Source organism: Rhizobium sp. P2_G2 (genome assembly GCF_056403555.1).
The window spans coordinates 124711-147184 of sequence record NZ_JBFUFF010000009.1 but is presented as its reverse complement, the minus strand read 5'-3'; the positions used below and the strand labels follow the sequence as shown (position 1 = coordinate 147184).

General features: G+C 61.5%; 20 protein-coding genes. 11 read left to right on the top strand and 9 right to left on the bottom strand.

The features are described 5' to 3' along the window. The first annotated feature begins 35 nt into the window (after window positions 1–35). The 4 genes from AC1D06_RS10500 to AC1D06_RS10485 are packed head-to-tail and all read left to right on the top strand — an operon-like array spanning window position 36 to window position 3833. Window positions 36–1601 carry a substrate-binding domain-containing protein gene (locus AC1D06_RS10500; protein WP_477986172.1) on the top strand — a complete coding sequence of 522 codons (1566 nt, stop codon included), beginning with the start codon at window positions 36–38 and terminating at the stop codon, window positions 1599–1601. A 3-nt stretch (window positions 1602–1604) separates the two neighbouring features. Continuing rightward, the gene (locus AC1D06_RS10495) at window positions 1605–2222 is read left to right on the top strand and encodes a 5-bromo-4-chloroindolyl phosphate hydrolysis family protein (RefSeq protein ID WP_477877812.1); all 618 of its coding nucleotides are present in this window, start codon (window positions 1605–1607) and stop codon (window positions 2220–2222) included. Further along, window positions 2222–3328 carry a hypothetical protein gene (locus AC1D06_RS10490; RefSeq protein WP_477986171.1) on the top strand — a complete coding sequence of 369 codons (1107 nt, stop codon included), beginning with the start codon at window positions 2222–2224 and terminating at the stop codon, window positions 3326–3328. The genes AC1D06_RS10495 and AC1D06_RS10490 overlap by 1 nt, the downstream gene beginning before the upstream one ends. A gap of 25 nt (window positions 3329–3353) precedes the next feature. Continuing rightward, window positions 3354–3833 (top strand): hypothetical protein, encoded by a 480-nt coding sequence (locus AC1D06_RS10485; protein WP_477986170.1) that lies wholly within the window; start codon window positions 3354–3356, stop codon window positions 3831–3833. A gap of 15 nt (window positions 3834–3848) precedes the next feature. Here the strand turns inward: AC1D06_RS10485 and AC1D06_RS10480 are convergent, their stop codons facing one another. Then, window positions 3849–7484: a hydantoinase B/oxoprolinase family protein gene (locus AC1D06_RS10480; RefSeq protein ID WP_477986169.1), complete on the bottom strand. Its 3636-nt coding sequence runs from the start codon at window positions 7482–7484 to the stop codon at window positions 3849–3851. A gap of 234 nt (window positions 7485–7718) precedes the next feature. Between AC1D06_RS10480 and AC1D06_RS10475 the strand changes: the two genes are divergently transcribed. Both AC1D06_RS10475 and AC1D06_RS10470 read left to right on the top strand, forming a co-directional pair. Continuing rightward, on the top strand, window positions 7719–10310 hold the full coding sequence (locus tag AC1D06_RS10475) for a DNA translocase FtsK (RefSeq protein WP_477986168.1): 2592 nt from the start codon (window positions 7719–7721) through the stop codon (window positions 10308–10310). A 386-nt stretch (window positions 10311–10696) separates the two neighbouring features. Then, the gene (locus AC1D06_RS10470) at window positions 10697–11350 is read left to right on the top strand and encodes a DUF2161 domain-containing phosphodiesterase (RefSeq protein WP_477877817.1); all 654 of its coding nucleotides are present in this window, start codon (window positions 10697–10699) and stop codon (window positions 11348–11350) included. A gap of 18 nt (window positions 11351–11368) precedes the next feature. Here the strand turns inward: AC1D06_RS10470 and AC1D06_RS10465 are convergent, their stop codons facing one another. From AC1D06_RS10465 to AC1D06_RS10440, 6 genes are all read right to left on the bottom strand, one after another. Beyond that, a complete protein-coding gene (locus AC1D06_RS10465) occupies window positions 11369–12106 on the bottom strand; it encodes a 3-keto-5-aminohexanoate cleavage protein (RefSeq protein WP_477877818.1) in 738 nt (245 codons plus the stop codon). A 61-nt stretch (window positions 12107–12167) separates the two neighbouring features. Further along, window positions 12168–12899, bottom strand: coding sequence for an MBL fold metallo-hydrolase (locus AC1D06_RS10460; RefSeq protein ID WP_477986167.1), 732 nt, complete (start codon window positions 12897–12899; stop codon window positions 12168–12170). Between the two features lie 9 nt (window positions 12900–12908). Beyond that, entirely contained in the window at window positions 12909–13991 is a 1083-nt protein-coding gene (locus AC1D06_RS10455) for an ABC transporter ATP-binding protein (protein WP_477877820.1), read from the bottom strand. Continuing rightward, window positions 13988–14776 carry an ABC transporter permease gene (locus AC1D06_RS10450; RefSeq protein ID WP_477986166.1) on the bottom strand — a complete coding sequence of 263 codons (789 nt, stop codon included), beginning with the start codon at window positions 14774–14776 and terminating at the stop codon, window positions 13988–13990. Before AC1D06_RS10450 ends, AC1D06_RS10455 begins: the two co-directional genes overlap by 4 nt. A 1-nt stretch (window position 14777) precedes the next feature. Continuing rightward, window positions 14778–15641, bottom strand: coding sequence for an ABC transporter permease (locus AC1D06_RS10445; protein WP_477986165.1), 864 nt, complete (start codon window positions 15639–15641; stop codon window positions 14778–14780). A 307-nt stretch (window positions 15642–15948) separates the two neighbouring features. Next, window positions 15949–17031 (bottom strand): polyamine ABC transporter substrate-binding protein, encoded by a 1083-nt coding sequence (locus AC1D06_RS10440; RefSeq protein WP_477986164.1) that lies wholly within the window; start codon window positions 17029–17031, stop codon window positions 15949–15951. 113 nt (window positions 17032–17144) lie between these two features. Here AC1D06_RS10440 and AC1D06_RS10435 point away from each other — a divergent pair, with 113 nt between their 5' ends. The 3 genes from AC1D06_RS10435 to AC1D06_RS10425 all read left to right on the top strand — a co-directional run bounded on the left by AC1D06_RS10435 (window position 17145) and on the right by AC1D06_RS10425 (window position 18835). After that, window positions 17145–17765 (top strand): TetR/AcrR family transcriptional regulator, encoded by a 621-nt coding sequence (locus tag AC1D06_RS10435; protein WP_477986179.1) that lies wholly within the window; start codon window positions 17145–17147, stop codon window positions 17763–17765. Then, the gene (locus tag AC1D06_RS10430; protein WP_477986163.1) at window positions 17762–18181 is read left to right on the top strand and encodes a YybH family protein; all 420 of its coding nucleotides are present in this window, start codon (window positions 17762–17764) and stop codon (window positions 18179–18181) included. The genes AC1D06_RS10435 and AC1D06_RS10430 overlap by 4 nt, the downstream gene beginning before the upstream one ends. A gap of 135 nt (window positions 18182–18316) precedes the next feature. After that, window positions 18317–18835, top strand: coding sequence for a Dps family protein (locus AC1D06_RS10425; RefSeq protein WP_477986161.1), 519 nt, complete (start codon window positions 18317–18319; stop codon window positions 18833–18835). A gap of 171 nt (window positions 18836–19006) precedes the next feature. Here AC1D06_RS10425 and AC1D06_RS10420 read toward each other — a convergent pair whose 3' ends face one another. Then, entirely contained in the window at window positions 19007–19546 is a 540-nt protein-coding gene (locus AC1D06_RS10420; protein ID WP_477986160.1) for a flavin reductase, read from the bottom strand. A gap of 313 nt (window positions 19547–19859) precedes the next feature. Between AC1D06_RS10420 and AC1D06_RS10415 the strand changes: the two genes are divergently transcribed. After that, window positions 19860–20624: an HpcH/HpaI aldolase family protein gene (locus tag AC1D06_RS10415; RefSeq protein ID WP_477986159.1), complete on the top strand. Its 765-nt coding sequence runs from the start codon at window positions 19860–19862 to the stop codon at window positions 20622–20624. 45 nt (window positions 20625–20669) lie between these two features. Further along, window positions 20670–21599 (top strand): NADP-dependent oxidoreductase, encoded by a 930-nt coding sequence (locus AC1D06_RS10410; protein ID WP_477986158.1) that lies wholly within the window; start codon window positions 20670–20672, stop codon window positions 21597–21599. Here AC1D06_RS10410 and AC1D06_RS10405 read toward each other — a convergent pair whose 3' ends face one another. Then, the gene (locus tag AC1D06_RS10405) at window positions 21600–22307 is read right to left on the bottom strand and encodes a hypothetical protein (protein ID WP_477986157.1); all 708 of its coding nucleotides are present in this window, start codon (window positions 22305–22307) and stop codon (window positions 21600–21602) included. It abuts the gene before it with no gap. Between the last annotated feature and the right edge of the window lie 167 nt (window positions 22308–22474).

Sequence of the window (22474 nt, the reverse complement as noted above, 5' to 3'; positions counted from 1 at the left end):
CAAGAAGGCGCTGACCCAGGCCTGAGGAGCCAAAAATGTTCAAAGCCCTGCTGACGGCTCTTGCCCTCGCCACGACCCTTGTCCTCGCCGGCTGCGGCAACAAGGGACCGGAATTCTCGATCATCTCCGGCTCGGAAAACACCGTGCTGGAACCGATCGTACAGGATTTCTGCAAGCAAAAGGGCGCCACCTGCACGATGACCTATGCCGGCACGCTCGATATCGGCCTTGCCCTGCAAAGCAAGGACGGGGTGAAGCAGGACGCCGTCTGGCCGGCATCCAGCGTCTGGGTCGACATGTTCGACACCGGCCGCAAGGTCAAATCGCTGACCTCGATCGTGCAGATGCCGGTCATCCTCGGCGTCCGCAAGTCCAAGGCCGACGAACTCGGCTGGGTCGGCAAGCCGGTCTACATGAAGGATATTCTCGCAGCCGTGAACAAGGGCTCGCTGAAATTCCTGATGACGTCTGCGACGCAGTCCAATTCCGGCGCCAGTGCCTATCTCGCGATGCTGTCGAGCGCACTCGCCGGCAAACAGGTGATCGAGCCGGGCGATCTCGACAAGCAGGAGGTCCAGAACACGGTCAAGCAATTGCTCGCCRGCGTCGAGCGTTCCTCCGGCTCGTCCGGCTGGCTCGCCGACCTCTATCTCGACTCGGCAAAGAATGGCACGGAATATGATGCCATGTGGAACTATGAGGCTGTGCTCAAGGAAACCAATGACCGGCTGCTGGGTGACGGCAAGGAGCCGCTCTATTTCATCTATCCGGCCGATGGCGTGGCCGTGGCGGACTCGCCGATCGGCTTCGTCGATCATGGCCGCGGCGCCGATGTCGAGACCTTCTTCAACGACCTGCTCGCCTATCTGCAGACCCCGGACGTGCAGAAGCGCATCGCCGACACCGGCCGGCGCATTCCACTCGGCAGCATCACCGCCAAGCCGGAGCCGCAATGGAATTTCGATCCGGCCAAGCTGGTGACGGCGATCCGCCTGCCGGAACCGACGGTCATTCGTCAAGCGCTCACGCTCTATCAGACTGCGCTGCGCAAGCCTTCACTGACGGCGATCTGCCTGGATTTCTCCGGCTCGATGGAGGGCAAGGGCGAAGACCAGTTGCAGCAGGCCATGCAATTCCTGTTTACGCCGGGCGAGGCCGACAAGATGCTGGTGCAGTGGACACCGTCCGACCGCATCGTCATCATTCCGTTCGATGCCCATGTGCGGCGGACCTTCGAAGGCACCGGCGCGCCAGCCGACCAGGCGACGCTGCTCTCGAATGTCTCGGGCCAGCACGCCAGCGGCGGCACAGACATGTATGACTGCGCCAACACGGCGATCGACAAGATCGCCCAGACGCCCGATCTCGGCTCCTACCTGCCGGCGATCGTCATCATGACTGACGGCCGCAGCGACGGCGACAAGCCGGGCTTCTACAGCCGCTGGAAGGCAACGCAACCGCATGTGCCGGTCTTCGGCATTACCTTCGGCGACGCCGACAAGACCCAGCTCGACGAGCTTGCCAAGGCGACTTCGGCGCGCGTTTTTGACGGCGCCTCCGATCTAGCCGGTGCCTTCCGCGCCGTCAGAGGCTATAACTGACACATGCGCTCACTGTTCGGCAATGATTGGAACTGGATCGTGGCAGGCATCGCCGCCGCGATCCTCCTGCCCATTCTCAGCGTGATCTTCGGCGTTCCCCTGTGGATCTCCGCGGTGATCGCGCTGATCGTCTTCGCGGCCCTGGTTCTGCTGCTGTCTCCGCGGCAGATGTTTGAGGGCGTCGATGTCAAGGCGATCGGCAGCGGCCGCATCGAATTTGCCCGCGATCTGCTGAGCGAGGCGGAACCCTATGCGGAACGGCTGCGGGCTTCTGCCGCAAAAATCCAGGACAAGGCAACGGCCGCCCGCGTAAAACACCTCGCCGACATCGCCGCCGACGTCTTCGCCAAGGTCGAGGCCAATCCCGGCAATGCATCGACCGTCAAGCGCTTCCTGAGTTACTACATTCCCCGCTCGGCCGAAGTCGCCGAAGGCTTTGCCGTCATCGAGGCCAAGCGGGCGCCCGACAAGGCCAAGCTCGACGAGGTCCGCTCGGTGCTGGAAAAGCTCGAAGAAGCCTTCGTCCACTATGCCGACAGCCTTGTCGATGACGAACTCGGCTCGCTCGACACCGACCTGCGCCTGATCCAGGCTTCGCTCAAAGAGGATATTCAGACCTGATGGCAATGTCTCGCCGCACACTCGGATTGGGGCTTCTGGCGCTCGCGGCTGCCGGCACCGGCGGCTATCTCACCCTCAAGGACCGGCCGGAATTTCAGGGCCTGCTCGGCAACCGCACAAAACTTTCCGGTTTCATCGGCGGCGAGAAACAGGCTTTCGTCGAGGATCCTGACGTCGTCCATGCACTCGGCAGCTACGGCCTGCAGCTCGATGCGCGGGTCGCCGGCTCGGTCGAAATGGTGCGCGAGCAGGCGCTGCTGTCGCAGAACCCGGCTTTTCTCTGGCCCTCCTCCTCGATCATGGTCGACTTGGCGCGCAAGAGCGGCGTCAAGGTGCGCAACGACCAGGTGGTGCTGAACTCGCCCGTCGTGGTCTACACCTGGCAGCCGGTCGCCGACGGGCTGATCAAGCATGGCCTGGTGAAGCTGACGCCAAGCAAACAGTATCAGCTCGATCTGGCAGCCCTCCTCAAAGCATTGCTCGCCAACCAGGATTGGTCCTCGCTCGGTGTCGACGCGCTCTACGGCAAGGCCCGTCTCATCTCCACCGATCCCAATCGCTCCAATTCCGGCTTCATGTTCGCCGGCCTCGTGCTCAGCCTGCTCGCCGGCGACGTCGCCAAGGCCGATGATCTGCAGAAATACGGCCAGCAGGCGCAGGCGATCTTCCGCGGCATGGGCTTCAAGTCCTCATCTTCCGGAAAACTGTTCGACCAATACATTGCCGGAGGCCTGGGCGGCGAGCCCATGGTCGTCGGCTATGAAAACCAGCTGGTCGAATGGGTTCTCGCCGATCCGAACCGCTGGGACCGAGTGATGAAGAGCAGCGGCGCCAAGCCCGTTGTCCTCTATCCGCGCCCGACCGTCTATTCCGCCCATCCGCTGATCGTCATCGACGACCAGGCAAGCCGCCTGCTCGACGCGCTGATGTCGCCGAAACTGCAGGAACTCGCCTGGACCAAGCACGGCTTCCGCGGCCCCCTCGGCGCCGTCACCGGCACGACCGACGGCGCCATTGCCGCCATGCTACCGGCCGAAGTCGACGCCATCCTGCCGATGCCGGATGCGGATGTGATGCTGCCGCTACTGGATCTGCTGAAGGCTTAAGCATCGGTTTTTCAACGAGTTGAAGATGGACGACGACTATCAGCCCGAAGAAATTGTTGCTCGATTTGGCGAGGCCATCGCCAAGCTTCACGAGCGTAGGGTCGCAATAGCGGAACGGAGATTGATGTCGATTCGGTCACCGCAGTCAGAACATGACCATGCTATGGCAGCATATTTCAACGCTATGAACGAGGATAAGATGATCATAGCGCTGACGCAGTTTTCGATCGAAGGCGTTCTGCATGACTTGTTCTTCATGTTCGCCCAACACCCCGAGTTCAAGCTCATACTTCAAAGTGAAACGGGCGAGATGATCGATCTCGCCCAAACGGAAGAGGTGATACAGGCGTTCCCACAGATCTGGATCGAAGAGCGTTCGAGTGCTGGCCTTGAAACCGATAAAGTCATTGCTTTCTTGAGGGAAAAGTTGAACCTCAACGAAACGCGTCAAGAAAGACGCGTCCGGATTCTCGCCGAGAAGAACAAAGACAAGCCCGCGACTTGACTCGATTTCGTGAGGTCACTCCGGCAACCCGAACCCGCCGGGCGTCGGCGTGATCAGCACCACCACTTCGCCCGCATCGACCACTGTCTGGTCGCTGGCCTTCAGCGTCTCCAGCCGGAAATCGTTGCGGCGGATCGCCGTCGAGCCGGTCTCGCCCTGCCCGCCCCCGGCAAGGCCAAGCGGCGGCCGGTTGCGGTGCGACGACAGGATGGCGAATTCCATTTTCTCGAGGAAACGGATGATGCGGACAGTGCCGTCGCCACCGTTCCATTTGCCGCGGCCGCCCGAACCCTGACGGATATAGAACTCCTCGAGCAGCACGGGGAATCGGAGCTCCAGGATTTCCGGATCGGTGAGCCGCGAATTGGTCATATGCGTGTGCACGCCCGCGGTGCCGGCAAAGCCGCGGCCATTGTTGAATTGCCCGGCCGGCGAACCGGAGCAGATCGTCTCGTAATACTGGTACTTTTCGTTGCCGAAGGTCAGGTTGTTCATCGTCCCCTGCGAATTCGCCATCGCCCCCATCGCGCCGAACAGGGCGTTGGTGACATGTTGCGACGTTTCGACATTGCCAGCGACCACGGCGGCCGGATAGCTGGGCTTGAGCATGCAGCCATCGGGGATGACAATGTTGATCGGCCGGAGGCAGCCGGCATTCATCGGGATGTTGTCTTCCACCATGACCCGGAAAGCATAGAGTACGGCGGCACGGGCCACCGGCTCAGGCGCATTGAAATTGTTCTTCATCACCGGTGAGGTGCCGGTGAAATCGACGGTCGCTTCTCGTTTGTCCCGATCGACGCTGATCCTGACCTTGATCACCTGCCCGGTGTCGGTCGGATATTCGTAGGATGCAGTGTCCGGCAGCCGCTCCAATACCCGACGCACGCTCTCCGCCGCATTGTCCTGCACATGGCCCATATAGGCCTCGACGACAGGCAGGCTGAAATGCGCCACCATTTTCCTCAGTTCGGCGACGCCCTTCTCGTTGGAAGCGATCTGCGCCTTGATGTCGGCAATGTTCTGCTGCGGGTTACGCGCCGGATAGGGATGGTTGGTGAGCAGGTCGAGCAGTTCCGCTTCACAGAACCGGCCGCGATCGACCAGATGGAAATTGTCGAACAGCACGCCCTCTTCGTCGACGGTCGTGGCAAGCGGCGTCATCGAGCCGGGTGCAGTGCCGCCGATATCGGCATGATGGCCGCGCGAGGCGACGTAGAACAACACAGCCTTGCCCGCATCGTCGAAGACCGGGGTGACGACGGTAATGTCAGGCAGATGCGTACCGCCATTATAGGGCGCATTCAGCGCAAACACATCGCCCGGCCGGATGGCGCCTTCGTTGAGGCGAATGATCGTCTCCACCGACCGGTCCATCGAGCCCAGATGCACCGGCATATGCGGCGCATTCGCCACCAAGGCCCCGGTCCGATCGAAGACGGCGCAGGAAAAATCCAGCCTTTCCTTGATATTGACCGAATAGGCGGTGTTCTGCAGCGTCACCCCCATCTGCTCGGCGATCGACATGAAGAGATTGTTGAAAATCTCCAGCATCACAGGATCGGCCTCGGTGCCGAGGGCGGCCCGCCGGCGCTTCGCCTCGATCCGCCGCAGCAGGATATGGTTCTTCGCCGTGATCTCCGCCTGCCAGCCGGGTTCGACGACGATCGTCTGGTTCGGTTCGATGATCAGCGCCGGGCCAGAGGCCTTGTGACCGGGTCCGAGCGCTTCGCGCCTGAAAACGCCCGCGTCTCGCCATTCGCCTTCTGAGAACAGCCTGCGATGCTCGACAGGCACGGCATCCTTGTCATCCACCGTCAGTTCGACTTCGTCGCGCCGTTGCGCGCTGGTGTCGGTACCTTCGATGGCAACCGCTTCGATCACCATCGCCTTGTTTTCATAGACGAAGCCGAATTGTGCCTTGTGCGCCGCCTCGAATTCGGCCTTCGCCCGCTCCATCGACCGATGCACGAAAGTGACCGGCAGCGCTGTATCGGTGCCGTCATAGCGGACATGCAGCGTCAGCCTGAGCGATACGGAATCGGCCCCGATGCCCTGCGCCGCCAGTTCCTCCACGACGGCGCTGCCGAGCCTAGCAGCCAGCGCGTCGACCTCGCCCCTGGACTGCTCGGCAAGCGGCAAGAGCAACGCTTGTTGCCGCGAAGCAAATACCGACGACAGACCGATGCCATAAGCCGACAGCAACCCGGAAAACGGATGGATCAGCACCGTCGACATGCCCAGTGCATCGGCGACCAGGCAGGCATGCTGGCCACCGGCACCGCCGAAACAATTCAAGAGATAGCCGGTGACGTCATAGCCGCGCTGCACCGAGATCTTCTTGATCGCATTGGCCATGTTCTCGACTGCGATAGCGACAAAACCTTCGGCCACGCTTTCCGGCGTGTAGCCGCCGCCGGCCTCCGCCGCCAGCGCCGCAAATTTCTCCCGAACGACCTCCGCGTCCAGGCTCTCATCCTGACCCGGTCCGAATATCCTCGGGAAAAGCTCGGGCTGCAGCTTGCCGAGCATGACATTGGCATCCGTCACCGCCAACGGTCCGCCGCGCCGGTAGCAGGCCGGCCCCGGATTGGCGCCGGCCGAATCCGGCCCGACGCGAAACCTCCCTGCCTCGAAATGCAGGATCGAGCCGCCACCCGCGGCCACGGTATGGATGCGCATCATCGGCGCCCGCACGCGCACGCCCGCCACCTCCGTGTCGAAGGCGCGCTCATATTCGCCATCGTAGTGCGCGACATCGGTGGAGGTCCCGCCCATGTCGAAGCCGATCACCTTGCCGAAGCCGGCAAGCCTTGCCGTCTCCACCATGCCGACCACGCCGCCGGCCGGGCCGGAGAGCAGCGCATCCTTGCCCTGGAACAGATCGGCAAGCGTCAAGCCGCCTGAGGACATCATGAACATCAGCCGCGGCCCGTCGTCGGCGCCCGCCGCAACTCCAAGCTCGCCGGCAACCTGCTGCACATAGCGCGCGAGGATCGGCGACAGATAGGCATCGACGACGGCGGTGTCGCCGCGTCCGACCAGCTTGACCAGCGGCGATGTCACGTGGCTCGCCGATATCTGGCGGAAGCCGACCAAGCGGCAGAAATCTGCGATCGCCTGCTCATGCTCTGGATATTTCCACGAATGCATGCAGACGATCGCCACTGCCTTGATGCCGTCTGCAAACGCCTCTCGAATCAGGGGCTCGGCCGCAGTCAGATCGAGTTCGCGCTCGATCGTACCATCGGCACGAATCCGCTCGTCGACCTCGGCCACCCGCTCGTAGAGCTGTTCCGGCAGAACGATCTCTTTGGCGAAAATATCCGGCCGCGCCTGATAGGCGATGCGCAGCGCATCGCGAAAACCCCTTGTGATCAAGAGCAGGACACGATCACCCTTGCGCTCCAGCAGCGCATTGGTGGCGACCGTCGTGCCCATCTTGATATCGCCCACCAGTCCGGCGGGAATCGCATCGCCCGAATCAAGCCCCAGGAGATCGCGGATGCCCTGGATCGCCGCATCACGATAGGCCTCCGGATTCTCCGAGAGCAGCTTGCGCGGATGCAGCGAGCCGTCCGGCGCCCGGCCGATCACATCGGTGAAGGTGCCGCCCCGGTCGATCCAGAAATCCCACCTGCCTGCGGCCATCGCTCGTCTCCACCGTTTTTCATGTGCATAAAGGACATCCCGGTCACCGGCAAGGACGGCGGTTGAGGACCGGGGCGCAAGCACGACGAAAAATAAATAACCAATTGGAAAATATGCTCTATTCGAAAGAACGCGGACAGTGTTGCACTTGTTTTGACACAGGTTGGAAATGGATTCTTAACCTTCCGTTCCTATCGATAGTACGGTCAGTGCCCCTCGAGCCCCGTAGGTCTCATGCGTATTTCCAGAACCAATTTACCGCCAGCATCATTCGGCGATACGGAGCCGACATCACAAACTGAACAAAATGAGGAAAGCGTCGGGCTGCGCCGCCTGAAAGCCGCCAGCCATCGCGCCGCCGAACAGGGCAAGGGCAATTGGGACAGCCACTTCTTTCTGGCCCCCAATGTCCGCTTCACCCGCACGCCGGAGCGCGACATTCGCAGCGCGTCCGATTCCGCGCCGGAGCCGCACGAACTTGAAGAAGCCGCAGCGCTGGCACAAGCGCCAACCGTGGAACAGCTGCGCGAAGTGCTGTCGACAATGATGATTTTGCAAGGTGGAATGGATATGGGCACGGCAAACGCAACGGCACCGGTCCAGCCCATCAATGACAATGTCGAGACCGCCACGCAGATGTCGCAGGTCCAACCCGCTCTTCCGCCGCAAGCAGCCACCCAGACACAACACGCCGTCCCGGCACAAACAAAGCGGCAGACGCCCTTTGCCGCTCTGTCCGACTTCGCTTTCTGGGAAGCACTGGACGGCGCGATTGAAATCCAGCCTGAACAGCCCGTTGTTCGCCGGCCACTGATCCCCGCGCCGGCAGTCCGGGCAACAGCCAAACCTACGGAGGCGACCGCCGCGGCGGCTCCCATTTCATCGGCTCACGCGGCCCCTGCCGCGGCTGCAACGCCAGTCGAAGCGCGTCCGATGCCTTCTGCCCTGTCGATGTATCGCTCGGTCGAGGTTCGCGCGTCGACTTCGCAAGCGATGCCGTCGGCTTCGGCTGTGGATCATCCGGCGCAGCAGCCGGCCACTCCGGAAGCTGCAGCGACCAGCGCGAAAGGCCTGTTCCCCTGGAGCCGTCGCGCGGTCGAGCAAACCACCGCCATCCAGCCGGTTTCGAGCAACACGGCGCCCACAATCGTGCCCGCCTCCCCTGCCCTGCCGGTCCTGGTTGTCGAGACGAGCAAGGCTGCAGAAACCACAGGTGTCGCGGTTTCCAAGCCGTTCAAGATCGAGCCGGTCGCCAAGGCGCGCATGCTGAAGGGCGAATATGAATTCCCGCCCCGCATGCTGTTGCAGGACCCGCCGGCCACCATCGGCGTCGTCATGACCCAGGAGCAGTTGGAGCGCAATGCCGGCCTGCTGGAAGCCGTGCTCGAAGATTTCGGCATCCGCGGCGAGATCATCCATGTCCGCCCCGGCCCGGTCGTCACGCTTTACGAATTCGAACCGGCGCCGGGCGTCAAATCCTCGCGCGTCATCGGCCTTGCCGACGACATCGCCCGCTCGATGTCGGCGCTGTCGGCACGCGTCGCCGTCGTGCCCGGCCGCAACGTCATCGGCATCGAACTGCCGAACGCCACCCGCGAAACCGTCTATTTCGGCGAACTGATCGACAGCCAGGATTTTTCCCGCACCGGCTACAAGCTGCCGCTCTGCCTCGGCAAGACCATCGGCGGCGAACCTGTCATCGCCGAACTCGCCAAGATGCCGCATCTGCTCGTCGCCGGCACCACCGGCTCGGGCAAATCGGTCGCCATCAACACCATGATCCTGTCGCTGCTCTACCGGCTGACGCCGGAAGAGTGCCGGCTGATCATGGTCGATCCGAAAATGCTGGAGCTGTCGGTCTATGACGGCATTCCGCACCTGCTGACCCCCGTCGTCACCGACCCCAAGAAAGCCGTGCTGGCGCTGAAATGGGCGGTGCGCGAGATGGAGGATCGCTACCGCAAAATGTCGCGCCTCGGCGTCCGCAACATCGACGGCTACAATGCCCGTGCTGCCGAAGCGCGCGCCCGTGGCGAAGTCGTCACCCAGATCGTCCAGACCGGCTTTGAAAAGGGAACTGGCGAACCGATCCATGAGAACCAGGAGATCGACCTCTCCCCCATGCCCTATATCGTCGTCATCGTCGACGAAATGGCCGACCTGATGATGGTTGCGGGCAAGGAGATCGAAGGCGCGATCCAGCGCCTGGCGCAGATGGCCCGTGCCGCCGGCATCCACCTGATCATGGCGACGCAACGTCCCTCGGTCGACGTCATCACCGGCACGATCAAGGCCAACTTCCCCACCCGCATCTCCTTCCAGGTGACATCGAAGATCGACAGCCGCACGATCCTGGGCGAACAGGGCGCCGAACAGTTGCTCGGCCAGGGCGACATGCTGCACATGGCCGGCGGCGGCCGCATCGTCCGCGTCCACGGCCCCTTCGTCTCCGACCAGGAAGTCGAAAAGGTCGTCGCACACCTGAAGACCCAAGGCCGCCCGGAATATCTCGACACTGTCACGGTGGACGAGGAAGAGGACGACGAGGAAGAACAGGATACCGCCGTGTTCGACAAGTCCGACATGGCCGCGGAGGATGGCAACGACCTCTACGACAAGGCCGTCAAGGTCATCCTGCGCGACAAGAAATGCTCGACCTCCTACATCCAGCGCCGTCTCGGCATCGGTTACAACAGGGCTGCTTCGCTGGTGGAGCGGATGGAGAAGGAAGGGCTTGTCGGCCCGGCCAACCATGTCGGCAAGCGCGAAATCTTGAGCGGTAATCACGATCGGGATGCGACCGCTGGTTTGGGCGGCGAGGAGTGATGGCGGGAAGTTGTCGACTTCAGCCCTTTGCGAGTTTCTTTCCTTGTGAGGCCCAGTCCGCGGCTTACCCCCCTCTGCCCTGCCGGGCATCTCCCCCTCAAGGGGGGAGATTGGATGGGGCGCCGGCCTGCCCAAAACAACCCGTCTCATGCCCAGTTCTCGGCGGATATTTGAGCCGARGCGWGTGCCWCTGGCCAATCTCCCCCCTTGAGGGGGAGATGTCCGGCAGGACAGAGGGGGGTATTACAACCGTGCGATTATCCTGATTGCCAGCGTTGTCCATGGGATGGACCCTTGGAGGCGCAGTGCCACAAAGCAGCGCCACACCTTGTTCCGCACCACCGCCACCAGATAACATCCAACTGCAACATGATTCTGGACCGCCCGTGGAAACTGCCCTCTACCTCCCCGTCAAACGCTTCCTTGAAGCCGCCGGCTATACGGTCAAGGGCGAGATTGGCGGCTGCGATCTTGTCGGGTTGATTGACGGTGAAACGCCCGTTCTGGTCGTCTGCGAACTCAAGCAGAGCTTCAACCTCGAACTCATCCTGCAAGCCGTCGACCGGCAGACGCAGGGCGACGAAGTCTGGATCGCCGCCCGCATCTCGGCCAAGGGCAAGGGGCGCGAGGGTGACCGGCGTTTCCGCGACCTTTGCCGCCGCCTGAGCCTCGGCATGCTCGGCGTTGCCGACAGCGGCACGGTCGACATCATCGTCAGCCCAGCGGCGCCCATGCCGAAGAAGAACACCCGCAAGCGCATCCGCCTGGTCGAGGAACATCGCCGCCGCAAGGGCGACCCGGCCGTGGGCGGCAGCACCCGCCAGCCGATCATGACCGCCTATCGCCAGCAAGCGCTTGCCTGTGCCGCGGCACTGAAAGGCGGCCCGCTCCGCCCGCGCGACATCAAGACGGCGACGCCGCTTGCACCAAAGATCCTGTTGCACAATGTCTATGGCTGGTTTGATCGCGTCGATCGCGGTGTCTATGCGCTGACCGTAGCGGGCACGGAAGCGCTGAAACGATGGCCAGTCGAGACGTGATGAGCGGCGGTTGACAGATCACTTCTGCGCCACCGGGCCTCTACCTTGTGAGAACGCTGTCACCGCGGCAGCGATCAGCGCGGCATTGTCCGGTGCGATCCTCCCGTCGGGAAGCCTGTCGCCATCCTCAAGGCCAACCCGTGTCGACCATCGGCGTTCATAGGCTAACGCGACAAGCGGCCAGACCGTAGCATCGAAGCCATGGAGAAGAATGGGGCGCTGAAAGCCTGCTTCGGCCAACGTAGCCGCGATGTCGTTGGCGACGGCGCGGGCCGTTGCAGCCTCTTGTTGCTCTACCTCGATCAGGACACGGAAAAGCTTTTGCGCCTTGCCAAGCCCTACCAATCTCTCGGCATCAAGCACGGAGGCAAGACCCGCTTCGATGCCGACGCCGCGGCGATGCAGCAATTCCATGATACCCGGTGCGTCGGGTTCAGACAGATTGACCGAGGCGTAATCCGCCAAATCGCTCCAGGCTTCGATCGCTGAGATCGTTCGTTCCGCAGAACCTTCGATCCACGCTCCGGTCGAGACGCCGATCAGCGTGCCCGGACACGCTTGCCGCACGGCCCGGACGGTTGCACTGACAGCGTTCAGGCTCTCGCGTCGTTCCTCATTCCTTGGGTGCAGATGAAGTTCCGCCGCACCAGCCGCCACGCAGGCAGCGCTGTCGCGAGCAATCTCCTCGATGCTCGTTGGCAGACATGGGTGATAGTCGAAGGCACGTGCGCCATTGATGCAAGCCTGGACGATCATGCGATTTCTCCCTGAAGCTATCGGTTATGATAACGCGGGAAGCCGCAAAAAGCAGGCAGGATCAATCCTTTTCCTTCGACGCCAGCCAATCCTCGATGAGTTGCCGATAGCGCTCGCCGGAAAAGCTCGGGAAATGGCCGCCATGGACGATCCGCACCGGATAGTCCAAGAGCCGCTTCATGGATGCGATATAGTCGGTGGCATTGGCGTGATAGGTGTCCTCGATCAGCGGCCCGTCATAAAGAATATCGCCGGAGAACAGGGTACCGGTCTTGGCCTCCCAGAGCGCGATCCCTCCGGGCGAATGGCCGGGCGTATGCACGACCTCGAACACCCGGTCGCCGAGGTCGATGGTGTCTCCATCTTCGAGGATGCGGGTTGCCGGAGCACCCTTCACCGCATAGCATTTCGAGCAATAGGGCTCGGGCGGCAGAGCGTCGAAAATGTCGTCGGTGACATAGGGATCGGCCAGCGTGTTGGCGCGGGTCGGCTGTGCCAGCAGATCGGCTTCGGCGGAATGCACCGCCCGGCATTCGAATTCGTGATGGCAGCCAATATGGTCGAAATGCGTGTGGCTCGCCACCGCCCAGAGTTTCCGTTCGGTGACCAGCGGCACCCATTGCCGGAGCGACACGACGCCCATGCCACTGTCGACCAGCATGTCGCAATCACGGCCGCGCACGTGCCAGATGTTGCAGCGGTAGAATTCCTGGATATAGGGCTCCGAAATATAGGTCACGTCGTCGCCGAGACGCTTGACCGCATACCAGTTCTCCGGCGCGATCCGCTGCATGCTCAGCTCCTAAGCCGCCGGCAGCACGGTAATGCCGGATGGATCGACCGACAAGGCGATGCGATCACCCGAGGCGATCTTCGCCGATTGCGGCATATGGGCGACGAGGCTGAGATCATTGGCCGCCTCAGGCGCCAGATGGCAGCGGAAATGGGTGCCGAAAAAGGCGGCGCCCGTCACCCTCGCCTCGCCCAGCCGCACCGCGGCGGGTTCCGCGTCGCCGCAGAAATGTTCTGGGCGGATGCAGAGCGTCACCCTGTCGCCGGTCTTTGGCTTTGCCGCCGTGAAATTGCCGGCGGGCAAGTCGATCACCCCGACCGGCGTCTCGACCTGCGCGGCGCTGCTTTCCGCCGCGCTCACCTTGCCGGTCAAGAAATTCACCTCGCCCATGAAACCGGCGGAGAACAACGATTTCGGCCGCATATAGATTTCCGACGGCGGACCGAAATCCTCCACCCGGCCCTGGTTCATGACGACGATGCGGTCGGCGATCGCCATCGCCTCTTCCTGATCATGCGTGACATGCACGAAGGTGGTGCCGACCCGCTTCTGGATCGCCTTGAGCTCGTCCTGCATCTGCCGGCGAAGTTTCAAGTCGAGCGCACCGAGCGGCTCATCCAGCAGCAGCACATCGGGATCGACGGCCAGCGCCCGCGCCAAAGCCACACGCTGCCGCTGGCCGCCGGAAAGTTCGTGCGGTTTCTTGGCCGCTGACGCCTTCAGGCCGACGAGATCGAGGAAGCTGAGCGCCTTCTCATCCCGCTCGGCCTTGCCAAGCCCGCGCATCCTCAGCCCAAAGCCGACATTGTCGATCAGCCGCATATGCGGAAACAGCGCATAGTCCTGGAACATGGTCGTCGTCGGCCGCCTCGCAGGCGTGACGCCCGCCATGTCCTTGCCGCCGATCATGATGCGGCCGCCGCTCGGCTCGACGAAGCCGCCGAGAATAGAAAGCAGCGTGGTCTTGCCGCAGCCGGATGGGCCGAGCAGAACGATGAATTCGCCCGCCTCGATTTCAAGCGAGACGTTGTCGAGCGCCTTGAATGCGCCGTAGGTTTTCGTCGCATTGGCGATCGAAACGGATGCGGTCATGATTTCCGGCTCCTGCTGAACAGGCTCATTTCGAGAATAAGAAGCACGGCCACCGACACGAGGAATACCAGCGAGCCGACGGCATTGGTCTTGGGATTGAGGCCGGAGCGCAGCATGCTCCAGATCTCCACGGGCAGCGTCACGTCGAAGCGCGACAGCAGGAAGGCGATGATAAACTCGTCCCAGCTGAAGGTGACGGAGAGGAAGAAGGCCGCCAGGATCGACGGCATCAGCATCGGCGCCGTCACCAGCGCCATCACCTTGAAATCATTGGCGCCGAGATCGCGCGCCGCCCGCTCGATATTGATGTGATGGTCGCCCATCGAGGCATAGATGATGGCAAAACACAGCGGCAGGTTGATGACCACGTGGCCGATGCCGACAGTGACCAGCGACAGCGGGATATGCAGTGCATTGAGCACCGCGAGCAGCCCGAGCGCGATGATCAGGTAACTCACCGTCATCGGTGCAATCAGCAGGCCGCGCTGCAACGCCGAGCCGGGCAGCTTGTAGCGCGCCAGCGCATAGGCCGCGAGGAAGCCGAGCAGACAGGCCGCCGACGACGACAATACGGCAACGAAGAAAGAATGCGTCAGCGCCGCCATCAGCTTATCATCGGCAAACACAGTCTCATACCATTGCAGCGAAAAGCCGTTGAACGGCGGCACGGGCAGCCGCCCGTCCTGGAACGAGAACAGCACGAGCACGCCGACCGGCAGGAAAATGAAGGCATAGATAGCAATGAGATAGAGCCAGCTCAGGCCCGACGTAAGGAGCTTGTTCATCTCACGCCCTCTCGATCTTCAGCCAACGTGCGCAGAGCACATAGGCCGCCGTCACCGCCAGCATGAGGACGATGGAGAGCGCCGCCGCCATCGGAAAATCCGCCCGCCGGCCGATCTGCAGCATGATGATCTGCGGCAGCACCAGTTCGTTGTTTCCGCCCAGAATCTGCGGCGTGATGTAGTCGCCGATGCAGAGCACGAATGTCAGAAAGGCGCCGGTCATGATTCCCGGCAATGTCAGCGGCAGGATCACATGCCAGAAGGTCTGGAAGGCATTGGCGCCGAGATCGGCCGCGGCGCGGCGGTAATTGGGCGAGAGCTGGATCAGGTTGGAATAGATCGTCAGCGTCAACAGCATGACGAAGAAATGCACGAAGCCGATGATCGTCGCCGTGCGATTGCTGGAGATTTCCAAGGGCTCGGAGATCAGGCCGATGCCCATCAGCGCCTGGTTGATGACACCGCCCTTGGACAGCACCAGCAGCCAGGAATAGGAGCGCACGACATAGGAGGTCCAGAACGGCAGGATGGCGAGGATCAGCGCCATGCGCTGGAAGCGCTGCGGCACCCGCTCGGCGATGATCCAGGCGAGCGGATAGGCGAGCAGGACGGAGAGCACGGTGACCGTCAGCGTGATTTCCAGCGAGTTCGTCAGGCCCTTGAGCAGCGCGCTTTCGCTGAAGAAGCGGATGTAGTTGTTGAAGTCCCATGTACGGACGATCCGGCCGGTCTGCCGCGACCAGAGGCTCATCGCCGCCATGTAGAGGAACGGCACGACGAAAAAGGCGGTCGTCCAGAGAAGGCCGGGGGCGACGAAACCCCAGGCCTTGCGGCGTTCGGTGTCTTCTAGGGTCGTGGTGGTCATAGTGGTGTTCGATCTGTCCGAGATTTGGGCTTCGATGCCTGTCTATATGACACGCTTGCATTCGCTGCTCACCCCTCACCAAGCGCGCCCAGGCACTCGACCTTTGGTCTCGCGCGGGCTTGCTATCCTCTCCCGCAAGGGGAGAGGTAGAGTGCCACAATCGTCGCCCTCGCTTGTGGCAGCGCCGTAGCCACGGGTTTTCCTCGCCCCTTGCGGGAGAGGATACGCAGGCCGGGTGAGCTTTGCGAACCCTTGGCCGAAGTTGGTGAGGGGTAAATCAGACGCGCAAGAAAGTGCGCACGTCCCCTCACTCCTGCATCATATTCGTCCAGGCATCCTGCATCTTCTGGTCCAGATCCGAATTCGGGATCGGATAGAGCTGCGTGTTCTTCAGATACGCCGCCTGGTCATCCCAGCGCAGCGCCTTCTTCTGCTGATCGTTCAGCAGCGCCCCCGTCTTCTGATTGGTCGGCATGCCCCAATAGCACGACGCGGTGGCAAGCCGCGCCTGTCCTTCCGGGCTGACGATATATTGCACGAATTTCAGCGCCAGATCCGGGTGCTTGGAATCCTTCATCACGCCGATCGACTGTGCCCAGCGCACGGCCCCTTGTTTCGGAACGATCCAGTCGAGATTCGGCTTGTCCTTGGCGAGCGACGCGGTGATCCATTCACCGCCGCCCACGAGGATATCGACTTCTCCGGTCGCCAGCGCGGTCTGTGACGAGGTGACGTCGCTCACCTCTTTCGAGACCTTCTTCATTGCCGAAAGTTTTTCCGCGATCGCCGGCATGTCCTTGTCCGAGATGTCAGCGGTCTTCTTGCCGAGCGCCATCYGCACCAGGCCGATCATCGGCAGGTAATAATCGTAGAGCGCGATGCGGCCCTTGTACTTGTCCGACCACATCACCGACAGGTCTTCCATGTCCTTGGGGTCGACCTTGGTCTTGTCGAAGGAAATGGTGTTGTAGCCGAACTTTTCGGTCACGGCATAGGTCTTGCCGTCCTTGGTATTGTTGGCCTGCATTCTCAGTTCCGGAAACATGTCCGCCGTCGGCAGCTTGTCGGCCGGCATGGCGCCAAGCAGGCCCATGTCGATCACGCGGTGGACGTCGACGGCGTCGATCACCATCACGTCCCAGTCGCCCGGCTGCGACTGTTCGAGGATCGAAAGCCCGGCACCGGTCCCCTCATATTGCTTGAGGTTCACCTTGACATTGTTGGCTTTCTCGAACGGCTCGATCAGCGCCGGATCGGTATGGTCGCACCAGACGAGGGCATTGAGCTCGTCCTGCGCAAAAGCATGCGAGGACGCCAGCGCAGTGAGTGCTGCGGCGGCAACGGAAGTCATGAAACGGCGCGCGGTGGCGCCCGCAAACGGTCTGGTCATCGTCTTCCCTCTGGTTTTGGCGCTCATTCCGGCACCTTCGAGAAAAAGATTGAATGAATTCATTTTTTAAGTCAATATCAAAATTCGGGAACATATGAATGAGGAAACATCGGGTGGCGGGACTTCGCGAAAGACAGAAGGCCGACAAGAACAGGCGTATTTTGGAGGCCGCCGCGGCCCTTTTCCGCGAGGCTGGCTATGATGCCGCGCGCATCGAGGACATTGCCGAACGCGCCGAGGTTTCGGTCGGCACATTTTATAATTACTACCAGAACAAGGGCGATATCCTGCTCGCCACCGTCACCATGGAAGTCGAGGAAGTGCTGGAAGCCGGTGAAGCGATCGTGACCGATCCACCGCTGGACGTGCTCGGCGCCCTGGAGAAGCTGGTCAATCAATATTACGATCACTCGCTTTTCTATCTCAGCAAGGAGATGTGGCGTACGGCGATGGCGATCTCGATCCAGCAGCCGGAAACGCCGTTTTCCAAGCGTTATACGGCACTCGACCGGGCGCTCTGTGCGCAAGTGACGACGCTGGTGCACAAGCTGCAACTCAAGGGCTGCGTCAGGACCGGCGTGGACACGCATGCGGTGGGCTGCATGTTTTTCAACAATCTCAACATGATGTTTACGGAATTCGTCCGCGACGAGACGATGCCGCTTGAAAAGTTGAAGGATGACGTCGAGCGCCAGAACCGGCCCCTCGCCACGCTGATCAGCAGCCCGAAATGACGATATCGAGAGAGGAATGGATGGATACCGAAGAACAGAACGTTCTATCGGCAGCGGACAAACTTGTCGCTGCTTTCGGAAATCATGACACGGAGAGCTATTTCTCGGCCTTCACCGAAGATGCGAGCTTCGTCTTCCATAACCTTGATCGGACTCTGAAAACCCGCGCCGAATATGAAGCGGAATGGCAAGTCTGGGAGAGGCGCGATGCTTTCCGCGTGCTCGGCTGCCGCTCGTCTGGCCGCATGGTTCAACTGGTCGGCGATGTCGCCATCTTCATCCACACGGTCGCCACCGATGTCTCTCTTGCCGGCGAGGCGATCACCAATATCGAGCGCGAGACGATCGCGTTCCGGCGCGAAGCCGGTGGCCGGTGGCTGGCCTTTCACGAGCATCTTTCGCCATTGACCAACTGAACGGAACGAACAAGACGGCTAGCGCATTTTGCAGATCGCCGACGCATTTGTCGTACAGACCCATACCTACGTGTAGTAGGCTGTCGGCGCTTCGCGTGAGATAACGCACCGCACCGATCAACAGGAGTTCCCGCCATGGATCGCAAAGCCGCCGAAGATCGCCGCAAGGCTCCCCTCAACACACCGTCCACCCTGCCCTCCAATGCCGTCACCGACATTTCCGCGGCGCTGACAGCACTGCTCGCCGATGTGTTTGCGCTCTATCTCAAGACCAAGAATTTCCATTGGCACATGTCCGGCCCGCATTTTCGCGACTATCACCTGATGCTCGACGAGCAGGCCGAACAGATCTTCGCCATCACCGACGACATTGCCGAGCGCGCCCGCAAGATCGGCGGCACGACACTGCGCTCGATCGGCCAGATCGCCAAGACTCAACGCATCCTCGACAACGATGCACCGTTCGTCACCCCGCTCGACATGCTGGCCGAGCTGCACAGTGACAACAAGCAACTGGTGGAGAGCCTGAAGGAAGCCCATGAGCTGACCTCCGAGCATGGCGACTATGCCACGACCAGCATGATCGAGGTCTGGATCGACGAGGCCGAGCGCCGCGCCTGGTTCCTGTTCGAAAGCACCCGCCACGCGGAGTAGCGCGCGGCAGCGGCCCTTCCGGCGTCCGCTGGGCGGGCGCCTTGTACTGCACGTCGCTTGCGAAGCGCGCATAACCCGCGCCGGAAAGCGCAAGATCAGTCAACAACCGAGCACTGATTTCCGTAATTTCGTTTCGAACGAATGCAGCGATCAGCCGCCGAAGATAAATGATCAGTCGTTGATATGCGAATGGCTGCCGAGGCGGTGATAGGTCCGGCGGAAATATATCAGCGCCTCATCGCCGCCGCTCTCCGGCAGCGCCACTATATCGCAGAACAGTACTATATGCGTGCCGACATCGACGGATCGGGAAATCCGGCAATCGAAGGCCACCACTGCATCGGTCAGGACCGGCGCGCCGGTCGTGCCCTTCTGCCAATGCGCTGCCGCGAACCGCTCGGCCATCGGCACCTTGGCGCTGAAGACACGCGACACATCGCGATGCCTCGTGCCGAGCGTGTTGACGCAGAGCACGCCGTTTTCCAGCATGGCGCCAAGCGAGGAAACGTTGCGATTGACACAGACCAGAAGCGTCGGCGGCGTATCGGTGACGCTGGTGACAGCCGAGGCCGTAAAGCCACCCGGCCCTGCCGGCCCATCGGTGGTGATCACATGCACGGCAGCACCGAGATGTGCCATGGCGTTGCGGAAATCCTGCGGACCCACCTCTTCGGAAACCGGCCTGGTTTGACTGAACGCTGCGGCGGCCATGGCGCGCCTCCTTCTGGCGATCGACAAATGCCGCGAGCGCAAAGCGGGAGAGCCGAAGAGCCCTGTCTCACGTTCGCTTATGCGGACCGTATTCATCATAACTGCATCAAAGGTACATGATACGATTATTATTTCAAGCTTCAAATTTATAAGTTTCAAATTACTTCGCAAGCAATTCGACGCTGTGATACGAATGAAGAGCGCGCAGGGCGACGCTCTCATTCGCTTGCTCGCGGATATATTTCATGTTTAAACTTTCATGCATCGCCCTGCTTCGAGCGACCCAACCAGGCCCCCGCTACCGAGAAATCCCATGCACAATCTGCGCCAAAGATGCCTGAACGGCGAACCATTGATCGGCACATTCGCCGCCATCCCGCATCCAGTTGCGATCGAGGTCACGGCTGCATCTGGCGTCGATTTCCTTTGCATCGACTGGGAACATGCGCAGATTTCCCGCGAGCGGATCGAAGATCTCGTCCGTGCCGCCGATATCCATCACGTGCCGGCGATCGTTCGGGTGCCGGGCCACGCACCGGAAGCAATCGCCGCGGCGCTCGATTCAGGCGCCGCCGGCGTCCTGGTGCCGCGCGTTTCGACTGCAGCACAAGCGGCGGCGGCGGCCCAGGCCACGCGCTATCCACCACTCGGCGCGCGCGGTGTCGGCCCCGGACGTGCAGCGGGTTACGGCTATCGCATACCGGACTACCTTGCCTCGGCCAATGACAGCCTGCTACTGGCCATCCAGGTGGAAACCGCCGAAGGCCTTGGCAATATCGATGAAATCGCGGCCGTCGAAGGCGTCGACCTGATCTTCATTGGCCCCGGCGACCTCTCCGTCTCGATCGACGCGATGGGGCCGGCCAAAGCCGAAAGGCTGAATGCCGCCATCGAAACAATCGCTTCGGCGAGCCGCAAGGCAAACAGGCGCGCCGGCATTTTCCGCCCGTCGCCGGACGATATCGACAGATGGGCGAAATCGAGGATTACGCTCTTTATTCTCGCCAGCGATACGATGTTCCTCGGTGCCGGTGTCACAGCCGGCGTGCAGGCCGCGCGCAACAAGACCAAGGCGTAAGCGAAAAATGGTTCTCCGCAGCGATCCATTCGGGATATTTCAGAAATGAAGGCAGTGCTTTACAGATCGTTCGGCGGACCGGAAGTCCTCGAATATGTCGACATTCACGATCCTGTCGCAGGCGAAGGCGAGGTACTGGTGCGATTGGAGGCGGCCTGTGTCGCGCCCTTCGACTGGAAGCTCCGCCAGGGCCTGTTGCAGGATCATTTCAAGACGACATTCCCGGCGATCCCCGGTCGTGAAGGCGCAGGCACGGTCGAGGCGGTCGGTCCTGGAATCACTGATCTGAAACCGGGCGACCAAGTCTGCGTGCTCGCCGGCGCGGCGCAGAAGGGCACCTATGTCGAAAAGATCGCCCTGCCCCGCAGCGGCGTCGCACTGCGTCCGGCCAACCTCACGCCTGTGCAGGTAGCGGCAGGCTTGAATGCCGGCATCAACACCACCGTCTGTTTCGATATGGCTGCAGTGAGAGCCGGCGAACAGATTCTGGTCCATGGCGGGGCTGGGGCAGTCGGCGGCATATTGGTGCAGCTTTGCCATCATGCCGGTGCCGAGGTGATAGCAACCTGCCGCGCATCCAATAAGGACTACGTGCTCTCGCTCGGAGCAGACCGAGCCGTCGCTTATGACGGCGAGGATTTCGGCATGCTCCGGGACATCGACATCGTCTTCGACCTGATCGGCGGCGAGGTCCATGACCGCTCTTATCCCGTCATGAAGCGCGGCGGTCGCCTCATATACCTGAACGCCCTGCCGATCGTCGATCGTCGCGCCGAATTCGGCGTCACCGTCACGCTTGGCTACAACGGTCCTGGCAACAATCCGCTGATGATCAAGCGGGTGATCGACATGATGTCGGCCGGCGCTTTCACGCCGCAGGTGTCATCGACTATGCCACTTTCCGAGGCCGCCGAGGCGCATCGGCTGATCCAGTCGGGGAATGTCACGCGCGGTCGGCTTGTTCTGACCATCTAATCAGCCCGGCCGAACTTCATCCGTCGCCATCGGATAGTGAAGATTGCCGCCCTCGTAGGGTGGGAATTTCTCGAAATCGGCTCGCAATTCCAGCCGCGCCGGCGATGCGAGCGCAGCCGTCAGTGCATCCGCGCTGTCGAACATCACGCGATTGCGCTGCATATGATTGGCGCGCTGCCAAGGCAGGCTGCCGCACCAGTCGACGCGCGTGAGAATTTCGATGGCACGAATACCGGGGAAGCGACGCATGACCGGTGGATGACTGGCGATATAGTTCGAAAGCCACAGATTGGTGTCCGCGGCAGGACCGGGATAGTGCACGACAAAACTGCAGGGCACGCCTGACGGCCCCGGCTTGACGATGGGATCATCGACCGGAAAAGGCCTGACATAGAAAACCTGCTGACGGACTTCCGCCTCGCCGACCTCGCCGAGCAGCCCGGGACCGACCAGAGCCTGCAGCGGCCCTCCTGCAGTGACCGCAGCCTCCAGAACCGGCAATTCGGCGAAATACAATTGCAGCGACAGCGGCGGCGGCGGACCATCATCGATGAATCTGTCGCGGGTGGTTTCCGGCGTAAAAATCAACGCCCGCTCAAGGCCGGGGACAGAAGCGAGCAGCGTCCTGAGGTGGGGCAACGCGCTGTCTGCCAGGTGCATCAACTGGCCTGGACGATTCTCGAAAGACAGGAAATAAGCGAAGGGCATCAGCGTCTTAACCACACATTCTGAATCAGTTTCATAGATTGGCGCATGGAGGTTCTGCGCCGTCTCGCAACAAAGTCGCTGCTTGCTCCACATTAGTTTCAAGCTTAAAGCAATTTGTCAATCGACATGGCCGACGCCATCGTTCACTCCGACGTGACACTATGGTC

Excerpts from the sequence above, each read along its gene's own strand:
- AC1D06_RS10410 (WP_477986158.1), top strand. The coding sequence starts at position 20,670 with ATGAAGGCAGTGCTTTACAGATCGTTCGGCGGACCGGAAGTCCTCGAA.
- AC1D06_RS10430 (WP_477986163.1), top strand. The coding sequence starts at position 17,762 with ATGACGATATCGAGAGAGGAATGGATGGATACCGAAGAACAGAACGTT.
- AC1D06_RS10420 (WP_477986160.1), bottom strand. The coding sequence starts at position 19,546 with ATGGCCGCCGCAGCGTTCAGTCAAACCAGGCCGGTTTCCGAAGAGGTG.
- AC1D06_RS10480 (WP_477986169.1), bottom strand. The coding sequence starts at position 7,484 with ATGGCCGCAGGCAGGTGGGATTTCTGGATCGACCGGGGCGGCACCTTC.
- AC1D06_RS10495 (WP_477877812.1), top strand. The coding sequence starts at position 1,605 with ATGCGCTCACTGTTCGGCAATGATTGGAACTGGATCGTGGCAGGCATC.
- AC1D06_RS10405 (WP_477986157.1), bottom strand. The coding sequence starts at position 22,307 with ATGCCCTTCGCTTATTTCCTGTCTTTCGAGAATCGTCCAGGCCAGTTG.
- AC1D06_RS10485 (WP_477986170.1), top strand. The coding sequence starts at position 3,354 with ATGGACGACGACTATCAGCCCGAAGAAATTGTTGCTCGATTTGGCGAG.
- AC1D06_RS10450 (WP_477986166.1), bottom strand. The coding sequence starts at position 14,776 with ATGAACAAGCTCCTTACGTCGGGCCTGAGCTGGCTCTATCTCATTGCT.
- AC1D06_RS10425 (WP_477986161.1), top strand. The coding sequence starts at position 18,317 with ATGGATCGCAAAGCCGCCGAAGATCGCCGCAAGGCTCCCCTCAACACA.
- AC1D06_RS10445 (WP_477986165.1), bottom strand. The coding sequence starts at position 15,641 with ATGACCACCACGACCCTAGAAGACACCGAACGCCGCAAGGCCTGGGGT.
- AC1D06_RS10465 (WP_477877818.1), bottom strand. The coding sequence starts at position 12,106 with ATGATCGTCCAGGCTTGCATCAATGGCGCACGTGCCTTCGACTATCAC.
- AC1D06_RS10415 (WP_477986159.1), top strand. The coding sequence starts at position 19,860 with ATGCACAATCTGCGCCAAAGATGCCTGAACGGCGAACCATTGATCGGC.
- AC1D06_RS10460 (WP_477986167.1), bottom strand. The coding sequence starts at position 12,899 with ATGCAGCGGATCGCGCCGGAGAACTGGTATGCGGTCAAGCGTCTCGGC.
- AC1D06_RS10475 (WP_477986168.1), top strand. The coding sequence starts at position 7,719 with ATGCGTATTTCCAGAACCAATTTACCGCCAGCATCATTCGGCGATACG.
- AC1D06_RS10455 (WP_477877820.1), bottom strand. The coding sequence starts at position 13,991 with ATGACCGCATCCGTTTCGATCGCCAATGCGACGAAAACCTACGGCGCA.
- AC1D06_RS10490 (WP_477986171.1), top strand. The coding sequence starts at position 2,222 with ATGGCAATGTCTCGCCGCACACTCGGATTGGGGCTTCTGGCGCTCGCG.